This window comes from Mesorhizobium sp. M7A.F.Ca.CA.001.10.2.1 (assembly GCF_003998575.1).
Taxonomy (GTDB): Bacteria; Pseudomonadota; Alphaproteobacteria; order Rhizobiales; family Rhizobiaceae; genus Mesorhizobium.
Genome location: NZ_RZQY01000715.1, coordinates 1 through 2,936, shown reverse-complemented (window position 1 = coordinate 2,936; position 2,936 = coordinate 1). Strand labels below are relative to the sequence as shown.

3 protein-coding genes are annotated in these 2,936 nt (G+C 63.9%); 1 reads left to right on the top strand and 2 read right to left on the bottom strand.

The features are described from left to right. Window positions 1-105 precede the first annotated feature (105 nt). The gene (locus tag EN964_RS30500) at window positions 106-1,623 is read left to right on the top strand and encodes a DegQ family serine endoprotease (RefSeq protein ID WP_127277139.1); all 1,518 of its coding nucleotides are present in this window, start codon (window positions 106-108) and stop codon (window positions 1,621-1,623) included. 49 nt (window positions 1,624-1,672) lie between these two features. On the opposite strand, the gene EN964_RS30495 is transcribed toward EN964_RS30500, so the two are convergent. Both EN964_RS30495 and serB read right to left on the bottom strand, forming a co-directional pair. Further along, the gene (locus tag EN964_RS30495; protein ID WP_127271778.1) at window positions 1,673-2,245 is read right to left on the bottom strand and encodes a GNAT family N-acetyltransferase; all 573 of its coding nucleotides are present in this window, start codon (window positions 2,243-2,245) and stop codon (window positions 1,673-1,675) included. Then, the coding region (gene serB / locus EN964_RS30490; protein WP_127277137.1) for a phosphoserine phosphatase SerB at window positions 2,242-2,936 on the bottom strand (695 nt) is incomplete at its 5' end. The genes EN964_RS30495 and serB, both read right to left, overlap by 4 nt.

Genomic DNA, 2,936 nt, shown 5'->3' with positions numbered 1-2,936 from the left:
GCCGATAGTCATAGCCGCAAACGTGCCGTATTTTTTGCCAACATGGCGTGACGCGGCGTTTTCGTCGAAGCGCTTTTCTTTTCAAGGATACCGGGAGGCTTCTCGATGACATCCAATACAATTCTGTGCGCGGCTTGGCGGACATTCATCGCCGGCGCGGCGGCACTTCTTGTCAGCGCAGTCGCTGTCCCGTCCTTCGTGACGCCGACATTTGCCGCCGATGGACCTGCTTCGGTCGCCGATCTGGCGCAAGGCCTGCTCGGCGCAGTGGTCAACATATCGACCTCGCAGACGGTCAAGGGCACCGAAGGCCCGGGCGCGGTGCCGATGCCGCAATTGCCCGAGGGGTCGCCCTTCCAGGATTTCTTCGACGATTTCTTCAAGAACCGCGGCGGTGACAAGGACAACGGCTCGCAGAAGGTGCAGTCGCTGGGCTCCGGCTTCGTCATCGATGCCGAGCAAGGCATCGTCGTCACCAACAACCATGTCATTGCCGATGCCGACGACATCGAGGTCAATTTCTCCGATGGTGTCACCTTGAAGGCGACGCTGGTCGGCACCGACACCAAGACCGATGTCGCCGTGCTCAAGGTCGATCCGAAAGGCCACAAGCTGACGGCGGTGAAGTTCGGCGATTCCACCAAGATGCGCGTCGGCGACTGGGTGATGGCGATCGGCAATCCGTTCGGCCTCGGCGGCACGGTCACGGTCGGCATCGTCTCTGCCCGCAACCGCGACATCAATTCCGGCCCCTATGATGACTTCATCCAGACCGATGCCGCGATCACCCGCGGCAATTCCGGCGGACCGCTGTTCAACAGCGCCGGCGAAGTCATCGGCATCAACGCGGCGATCATTTCGCCTTCCGGCGGTTCGATCGGCATCGGCTTTTCCATCCCCGCCCAGCTCGCGTCCGGCGTCGTCGACCAGTTGCGCCAGTTCGGCGAGACGCGGCGCGGCTGGCTGGGCGTGCGCATCCAGCCGGTGACCGACGACATCGCCGAAAGCCTCGGCATGGCGACCGCCAGGGGCGCGCTGGTCGCCGGCGTGATCAAGGGTGGCCCGGTCGACAATGGCACCATCCAAGCGGGCGACGTCGTCATCAAGTTCGACGGCAAGGACATCCATGAGATGCGCGATCTGCCGCGCGTCGTCGCCGAAAGCCCGGTTGGCAAGGCGGTCGATGTGCTCATCGTGCGCAAGGGTGTCGAGCAGACCGTGAAAGTGACGCTCGGCCGGCTCGAGGATGGCGAGAAGCTCGCCAGCAGTGAGGAGGGCAGCAACACCGATCAGGACAAGGGCGACAAGGCTCCGGCCGTTTCCACTGCTTCGGTGCTCGGCATGACGGTCGGCGAACTGAACGACGAGACACGCAAGAAGTTCAGCATTGCGGCCGATGTTTCGGGCGTCGTCATCACCGACGTCACCAAGGACTCGGCCGCCGCCGAACGCGGCATCCAGCCCGGCGAGGTGATCACCGAGATCGCGCAGGAATCGGTCGCCACGCCCAAGGACGTCATGGACCGGATCGGCGCCTTGAAGGAACAGGGGCGCAAGAATGCGCTCTTGATGCTGGCCTCGAAGACCGGCGAGCTCAGGTTCGTGACGATCCGGATGGACTGAGATCCGGAAGATGCGGCGAAAAAATCCTCATCTTGAATGGAAAGGGCGGCTAGCGGGCCGCCCTTTTTCTTGCCTGCCAGTCTTGGCGCGACAGTCTGTACAGGACATGGCGCTTGAGCGCGGGATGGCTGTCGGGAATGCTGGGGTGGTCGAAATCGCCGGACGGATCCGCGCTCATGCCGAGGCGTTGCATGACGGCGGTGGAGCGGCGGTTGGCCGCGACGGCGAATGACACGATTTCATCGAGGCCAAGCGTCTCGAAGCCGTAGGCCAGCCACGCTTCGGCTGCCTCGGTGACATAGCCCTTGCCCCAGAACTCAGGTGCCAGTCGCCAGCCGATCTCGATGGTGCCAGCTGGCAGGGATGGCACATGATCGGTGTCGAGGAGACCGATGAAGCCGATGCATTCACCGGTGGCGGTGATCTCGGCGGCAGCAAAACCGTATCCGTCCTCCGCGGTCCAGGCCCGGAGCTCGTCCATCTTGGCATCCGCCTCGGCGCGGTCACGGCGGAACGGAAAGAACTCCATCACCCGGTCGTCGGAGTTTATGCGGTGGAACAGGTCGCGGTCGCGATCTTCCCAGTTGCGCAGGATCAGGCGCTCGGTACGCATTGGTTTCATTGCACAAACTCCTCCCGCCTGTAGCCTTGCACATAAAGCAGCGCGGTCAGGTCGCCATGATCGATGCGGACCTTGGCCTGTGCCGCCACCGTCGGCTTGGCGTGGAGCGCGACACCGGTACCGGCAAGGCAGATCATGTCGAGATCATTGGCGCCGTCGCCGACGGCGATGGCGTCGGCGGGCGTCAGGCCGAGGCGCGCTGAAATTTCGATCAGCGCGTCGGCCTTAGCGGCGCGGCCGAGGATCGGTTCGCCGACCAGCCCGGTGAAGCGGCCGTCCTGCTCGAGCAGGCGATTGGCGCGGTTCTCCTGGAAACCGAGCATGGCGGCGATGCGCGTCGTGAAGACCTCGAACCCGCCAGACACGAGTGCCGTCCAGGCGCCATTGGCGCGCATGGTCCGGACCAGAACACGGCCGCCCGCTGCCAGCGTCAGGCGATTGGCGACGATGCGATCGACCACGGCGGCGTCGAGGCCCTTGAGCAACGCCACCCGTTCACGCAAAGCCGGTTCGAAGGCGATCTCACCATTCATGGATCGCGCGGTGATGGCCGCAACATGATCCTTGACGCCGATCTCGTCGGCCAGCTCGTCGATGCATTCCTGGTCGATCATGGTTGAATCCATGTCGGCGATCAGGATTTTCTTGCGGCGGGTTTCCCCCCGCCGGTCGGTCACCTCGACGGCCTCGC